Genomic DNA, 6,179 nt, shown 5'->3' on the forward strand with positions numbered 1-6,179 from the left:
CGCTCAACCCCCGTGCTCGGCGGTCACGATCGCCGCCAACTCGTCCAGCGCCCGCTCGGCGTCCGGTCCTTCGGCCCGCAGCACGACCTCGTCGCCGCCGCGGGCGTTCAGCCCGATCACCGAGAGGATGCTGCGGGTGTCGACCTGCTCCCCACCGTCCTTACCGATGCTCACCGGCACCGGCTGGGCCGTCGCCGCCTTCACCAGCAGCGCGGCGGGCCTGGCGTGCAGACCCACACCGGCGCCCACAACCACTCGGCGTTCGGACATCAGGTTCTCCTCCGACTGTTTCAGGCACCGACCGGGTGCGCGGATGACGTGGCCGTGGTGGCCGAGAACTCGGCGCTCTCGGCGGGTTTGGCCCTGCCGATGTTCTTCGCGACGAGCAGGCAGCCGCAGGTGACGACCGTGCCGATCGCGATCGCCACCAGGTACAGCAGCGGCTGGCCGATGAGCCCGACCACCCAGATGCCGCCGTGCGGCGCGAGCGACGTGGCACCGAACGCGACCGAAAGGGCACCCGTGGTGGCACTGCCGATCGTCACCGAAGGAATGACTCGGAGCGGGTCGGCTGCCGCGAACGGGATGGCTCCCTCGGTGATGAACGACAGACCGAGCAGCCAGCCTGCCTGCCCCGCCTGCCTCTCCGGCTTGGTGAACAGGTGTTTGCGGACCACCGTCGCCAGCGCCAGTCCGAGCGGCGGCGTCATCCCGGCGGCCATGACCGCGGCCATCACGACCGTGTCACCACTGGCGAGCGCGGCGAGCCCGAAGGTGTAGGCGACCTTGTTCACCGGCCCGCCCATGTCGACCGCCATCATGAACCCGAGCAGTCCGCCGAGTAGCCACGCGGTGCTACCGGAGAGACCCGACAGCCAGCTCGTCATGCCGGACTGCACAGCCGCGATCGGCTCGCCGACCACGACGACCATCAACAAGCCCACCACCACGGTGGCGACCAGCGGGATCACCACCACCGGCATGACTCCCGCGACTCCGCGAGGCACCTTCAGCTTCTTCAAGCCCATGACGACGAACCCGGCAAGCAGACCGGAAACCAGACCACCGAGGAAACCCGCGCCGATCGCCGAGGCCAGCAGACCGCCGACAACGCCGGGGGCGATGCCGGGCCGATCGGCCATGCCGAACGCGATGAACCCGGACAGAATGGGCACCAGCATCTCGAACGCGGTGGCGCCGATCTTGAACAGCACCCCGGCGACACCCGCCTCGGCGAGCAGGTCGGACAGGTCTGCGACACCCGCGTACTCGACGCCCTGGAACTCACCGCCGTTGACGACCACCGCGATCTCGGCCCCGCCGATCATGAACGCGATGGCGATCAGGATTCCACCTGCGGCGACGAACGGAATCATGTAGCTGACGCCGGTCATCAGCCACTGCCGCAGCCGCGTGCCCGGACCGGCGTGGGTCTCGGTCTTGGCCGAGGGTTCGGGTGGGGGCGGTGCCGCCACGTCCCCGCTTCCCTCGGTCTCCGCGGCGCGGACGGTGTCGGCGATCAGGGCGGAGCCGTTGTTGATCGCGGTCTTCACGCCTGTGGTGACCGCCGGCTTACCCGCGAACCGCTCGCGGTCACGAACATCGACGTCGGCGGCGAACACCACGGCGTCCGCGGCGGCGATCTCCTGAGCGGTCAGCGCGGTCGATCCGGCCGCTCCCTGAGTCTCGACCTTGATCTCGTGGCCCGCGGCCTTCGCCGCCTGCTCCAGCGACTCGGCGGCCATATAGGTGTGGGCGATACCCGTGGGGCACGATGTGACGGCTACGAACCTCATTGTCCGAGTACCTCCGCACGAATCAGGTCCACGACGGTGTCCGCGTCGGGCGCGTCGAGCAGCGACTGCCGGAACGACTGGTGCACGAGCCGGCGGGCGAGGGACGCGAGGATGGTCATGTGCTCATCGCCACCACCCTCGGGCGCGGCGATCAGAAAGATCAGCTGCGCCGGCCCGTCATCCGCACCGAAATCGACTCCTGCCGCACTACGGCCGAACCCGAGCGTCGGCTCGATCACGTGTGCCGAACGAGCGTGCGGGATGCCGATGCCGCCTTCGATCCCGGTCGGCATCTGCTCCTCTCGCGCGCGCAGGTCGGCGAGGAAGCCCGCCAGATCGGTCACGCGTCCCGCGTCGGCGAGGCGCCGGGCGAGGGACGCGGTGACCACGCCCCGGTCGGTGCCGCCGAGGTCGAGGTCCACCAGGTCGGCAGTGATCAGTTCGGCCATTTCATCGGCCCTCCTCGAGTACGCGGTCGACATCGACCGCGGGATGGATCGTGACGTCGATTCGGCGGACGTCAGCTGGTGTTGGCATCCGGCTACCGGGCAGGCCGGTGGCCGCGGCGCCCCAGGCGAGGGCCGTGGCAAGGGCTGCCCGGTCACCTCCGTCTGCGGCGAGAAAGCCGGCGAGGAGTGCGTCCCCGGCGCCCACGCTGCTGCGTGCGGCGTCGACGGCGGCCTCACCGTGAATCGCACCGTGCTCGTCGACCAGCACGGCTCCGTCCGGGCCGAGGCTCGCGAGTACGGCACGCGCGCCTCGGGCTCGCAGTTCGCCGGCCGCCCTGATCGCCGCCCCCAGCGTCGACACTGGGAACCCGGCGCACTCCGCGAGTTCCTCCCGGTTGGGTTTGACGAGATCCGGCCGCGCGGCGAGACAGCGCCGCAACGCGGGACCCGAAGAGTCGACCGCGACCCGGACGCCCGCGCGGTGGGCGCGAATGACGAGCCGTGCGTAACTGTCCTCGGCCGCACCGGGTGGCAGGCTGCCGCAGCCGGCGATCCATTCGGTGTCCTCACCGCAGGCGGCGAGGACGGCGTCGAGGAGGGCGGCGCCTTCGGCGTCACCACAGTCCGGCCCCGGCAGGTTGACCTTGGTGACCGTTCCGTCGGGCTCCGCGAGGGTGAGGTTCGTCCTGGTCACCCCTGGCACCGGCACCTCCAGCACGGCGACGCCCTGCTCGTCCAGCAGTTCGGTGAGCCGAGCCCCCTCCGCGCCACCGGCGAACAGCACCGCCGTCGTCTTACGGCCGTGTGTCGCGAGCGCCCGCGATACGTTGACCCCCTTGCCGCCAGGGTCGACGTGCGTCCGGTCGGCTCGCAGGACGTGGCCACGCCGCAGGTACCCGACCTCGACGGTATGGTCGAGGCTGGGATTGGGCGTCATCGTGACGATCACGCGCGCACCACCTTGGGGCCGGCCGAGGCGATCCGATCGGCGAGGTCGGCATCGAGGCCCGAGTCGGTGATCAAACAGTCCACTTCGGACAACTCGCCGAACCTGGCGAGGCAGTCGTTGCCCGCCTTCGTGTGGTCGGCGAGAACGACGACCCGGCGCGCGGCCTGGATCATCGCCCGCTTGACCGCGGCCTCCCCCGTGTCCGGGGTGGTCAGTCCTCGCTCGGCCGAGATGCCGTTGGCGCCGAGGAAGGCGACATCGACGAAGGTGTCGGCCAGCGCGCGCAGCGTCCAGTCCTCCACAGCGGCCATGGTGCGACCGCGAACCTTGCCGCCGAGCAGCAGCACGGTGATCTGCGGCCGGACGGCGAGCGAGGCGACGAGTGGAACCGCGTTGGTGACGACGGTCAACTCCCGGTCGTTCGGCAGTATCTCGGCCAGTCTCGCCGTCGTGGTCCCCGCGTCGAGCAGGATCGCACCCTCACGTGGCACCTCGGCCAGTGCGGCCTTGGCGATTCGCTCCTTCTCCGCGGTCATCACCGCGTCCCGGTCGGCGAGACCGGGCTCGAACCCCAGCCGCTCGACCGGGATCGCCCCGCCGTGTACTCGTCGCAGCAGGCCGTGGCGCTCGAGAACGGTGAGGTCGCGGCGAACGGTCTCCGTGGTGACGTCGAATTCGGCCGCCAGTTCGGCGACGTCGGCACGGCCGTCAACGCGGGCTCGCTCCACGATTCGCTGCTGACGTTCCTGTGCGTACATGTGGCTTCCTTGCCCCGTTCATGTGGCTTTGTTTGGTTATATGTGGGGTACGCGCGGATGTCAACCCTTGGAATGAACGGAATGCACTGGATCAGCAGGGATCGCCGATGGCGCGACCGGCGCGTCCGCACGCCGGTATCGGCGTTCCTGGAGCGCGAACCCGCGAGAACGGCAGGCGTCAGCCGTGTGCGCGCTTGGGGCGATGGCGGGAATAGTCACCGCATCGCGATCGCGTTCCGCGCGCTACCGATCGGCTCATGTGGGTGGCACGCTACGAGACGGAGCGCACCGTGGTACCGCGGGCGGGCAGAAACCCGCGTCGAGGATCGCTCAGACCGGTTGCCGAGCCGATGGGATACCGGAGCCCACGGGCACAGCCTGCGGTGACTCCTGCGGCTCGGATGACAGCATCGCCTCGGCATCGTCGAGCAGTTCTCGGGCAGCACTCAGTTGCCGGATCGACCGATCGCGGACAGCGGCCAGGATCTCCACCTGCTCGCGCGCCTCGCCGACCAGGCGATCCGCTCGCCGCCTCGCCTCGCGTACCAATCGATCGGCCTCGGCCGCCGCGGCGGACTTTCGCTGGTCCACGACTCGCGTCGCCTCGTTCCGCCGTTCGATCATCGCGAGCTCGAAATCCTGTTCGATCTGGCGTCGCCTGTTCGCGGCCTGCTCGTCGAGCTCTCTGCTCCGCTGTTCGGTACGCCGTCGCATCGCCTCGACCTGGGCCTCGGTCCGCCGCAGCAACTCGTGTCGCTCGGCCTCGGCGTGCCGCCGGTAGGAGTCCAGTTCGTCGGTCAGCCGGTCGTACCGCTCGCGCAGCCGGGTCGCGGCCTGCTCGGCACTCACCCAGCTGTCCTCCGCCACGGCCTTGGCACGCCCGATGATCTCGGCGGCCTCCTCCCTGGCGAGTTCGACCATCCGCCGCATGCGGTCCTGCAGTCCGTCCGGTTCGATCGGCGTACGGCAGATCCGGTCGATGCGCTGCTGCAGTTGCTCGTTCTCCGCACGCAGGTCGTCCAGCCGCCGGACAAGCTGTTCGGCTCGCGACACGGCGGCATCCCGATCGGCCGCGACCAGTCGCAGCTCCGCCTCGACACTGTCTACATAGGAATTGACCTGGGCGCGGCTGAAGCCACGCCATTCCCGGTCGAAGTCCGCAGGCAGTGGCACCACGTCTCCGCGGCTGTCGATGGCCGTCATCTGGCACCTTCCTCGAGACGTCGGGCTGGTCGGTCGTCGACGTGGGCTGCGACCTGAGCCGAAGCCGCTATACAGCCGGAGAGAATCACCTGGCGGTCAAAATCCAGTGTAGCCAACGAATTCCGGTCCACGTCCAGCCGATCGGCTCTCATCTTCACAACTAACCGGGTAGCCCAGCCCGCGATGTCGCCACCGGCCATCGGCACCAGAGCGACGCACATCGCCGACGAGACCCAGAATCGCTCGAATCGGACTGTCAGCTCGTTGTGGTCGCCTGCCGTACGCAGGAAGGTGGAGCCGGTGTCGATCGGCGCGGTCAATATCGCGGTCAACGTCTGTCCCCAGCCTTCTCTACGACACACCGATATGGTGTGCCGCGCGTCAGGCCTCGATCCCCCTGCGCTCCGGCTGTGTTCGTGCGATCTCGATCTTGCGAGGGTGCGACACCGGGTAGATCAAGGCGAACCACGAACTGGTCGCCGTCGCGATAGGCGTCGATCGAATACTGGCCGGCCTGGACCAGGTTCCGGGCGAGCGCGCGGTGGCGTCGTGGGCCCGGAAGAACTCCGGCCACCCTGCGTCAGCTCGCCGGGCAGGTCAGTGCACTCGATGGCCTTGACCGTGCCGGCCGGGAGAATGCCGACCGTCTGCAGGAGGCGCTGGGCGAGGACGATCCGGCATCGCTGCTGTCGCCGCTGGCCGAAGCCGAGGGCACCTGTCCGAGCAACATCCAGCCCTGGCCGCGAAACTCAGCGTCGTCACCGAGCAGACCGACCAACTTCGCCGGGACGCGATCACCGGCAGGCAGGATCGTCATCGGTCGTGATCGGTTTTGGGCATGAAAATGCCCGGAGCCCCGGGAGAAGTGTGTGCTTCTCGACCGGGGCTCCGGGTAACGGGTGTTCGGCGACGTCCTACTCTCCCACAGCCCTTCGGCTGCAGTACCATCGGCGCTGCCAGGCTTAGCTTCCGGGTTCGGAATGGGACCGGGCGTTTCCCTGGCGCTATGATCACCGTAACTCTG

Annotated in this window: 7 protein-coding genes and 1 rRNA gene; all 8 read right to left on the reverse strand. The window is 69.1% G+C overall.

Annotated elements, in window-relative coordinates:
* Positions 1 to 3 precede the first annotated feature (3 nt).
* Positions 4 to 270: an HPr family phosphocarrier protein gene (locus D0C15_RS01315; RefSeq protein WP_116040549.1), complete on the reverse strand. Its 267-nt coding sequence runs from the start codon at positions 268 to 270 to the stop codon at positions 4 to 6.
* 20 nt (positions 271 to 290) lie between these two features.
* Complete coding sequence (locus D0C15_RS01320) at positions 291 to 1,796, reverse strand: PTS fructose transporter subunit IIC (RefSeq protein WP_116040550.1); 1,506 nt, start codon at positions 1,794 to 1,796, stop codon at positions 291 to 293.
* Positions 1,793 to 2,245 carry a PTS sugar transporter subunit IIA gene (locus tag D0C15_RS01325; RefSeq protein WP_116040551.1) on the reverse strand — a complete coding sequence of 151 codons (453 nt, stop codon included), beginning with the start codon at positions 2,243 to 2,245 and terminating at the stop codon, positions 1,793 to 1,795. Before D0C15_RS01325 ends, D0C15_RS01320 begins: the two co-directional genes overlap by 4 nt.
* A 1-nt stretch (position 2,246) precedes the next feature.
* Positions 2,247 to 3,194 carry a 1-phosphofructokinase gene (gene pfkB, locus D0C15_RS01330; RefSeq protein ID WP_116040552.1) on the reverse strand — a complete coding sequence of 316 codons (948 nt, stop codon included), beginning with the start codon at positions 3,192 to 3,194 and terminating at the stop codon, positions 2,247 to 2,249.
* Positions 3,191 to 3,952: a DeoR/GlpR family DNA-binding transcription regulator gene (locus tag D0C15_RS01335; RefSeq protein WP_116040553.1), complete on the reverse strand. Its 762-nt coding sequence runs from the start codon at positions 3,950 to 3,952 to the stop codon at positions 3,191 to 3,193. Before D0C15_RS01335 ends, pfkB begins: the two co-directional genes overlap by 4 nt.
* Before the next feature lie 330 nt (positions 3,953 to 4,282).
* The gene (locus D0C15_RS01340) at positions 4,283 to 5,155 is read right to left on the reverse strand and encodes a DivIVA domain-containing protein (RefSeq protein WP_116040554.1); all 873 of its coding nucleotides are present in this window, start codon (positions 5,153 to 5,155) and stop codon (positions 4,283 to 4,285) included.
* Positions 5,152 to 5,487 carry a hypothetical protein gene (locus D0C15_RS01345; RefSeq protein WP_162829865.1) on the reverse strand — a complete coding sequence of 112 codons (336 nt, stop codon included), beginning with the start codon at positions 5,485 to 5,487 and terminating at the stop codon, positions 5,152 to 5,154. Before D0C15_RS01345 ends, D0C15_RS01340 begins: the two co-directional genes overlap by 4 nt.
* A 569-nt stretch (positions 5,488 to 6,056) precedes the next feature.
* A 5S ribosomal RNA gene (gene rrf / locus D0C15_RS01350) occupies positions 6,057 to 6,173 on the reverse strand.
* Between the last annotated feature and the right edge of the window lie 6 nt (positions 6,174 to 6,179).

It is taken from the genome of Amycolatopsis palatopharyngis (assembly GCF_003385185.1).
Classification (GTDB): Bacteria; Actinomycetota; Actinomycetes; order Mycobacteriales; family Pseudonocardiaceae; genus Amycolatopsis; species Amycolatopsis palatopharyngis.

Coding starts and splice junctions, on each gene's coding strand:
- D0C15_RS01315 (WP_116040549.1), bottom strand. CDS start 270: ATGTCCGAACGCCGAGTGGTTGTGGGCGCCGGTGTGGGTCTGCACGCC.
- D0C15_RS01320 (WP_116040550.1), bottom strand. CDS start 1,796: ATGAGGTTCGTAGCCGTCACATCGTGCCCCACGGGTATCGCCCACACC.
- D0C15_RS01325 (WP_116040551.1), bottom strand. CDS start 2,245: ATGGCCGAACTGATCACTGCCGACCTGGTGGACCTCGACCTCGGCGGC.
- D0C15_RS01335 (WP_116040553.1), bottom strand. CDS start 3,952: ATGTACGCACAGGAACGTCAGCAGCGAATCGTGGAGCGAGCCCGCGTT.
- D0C15_RS01340 (WP_116040554.1), bottom strand. CDS start 5,155: ATGACGGCCATCGACAGCCGCGGAGACGTGGTGCCACTGCCTGCGGAC.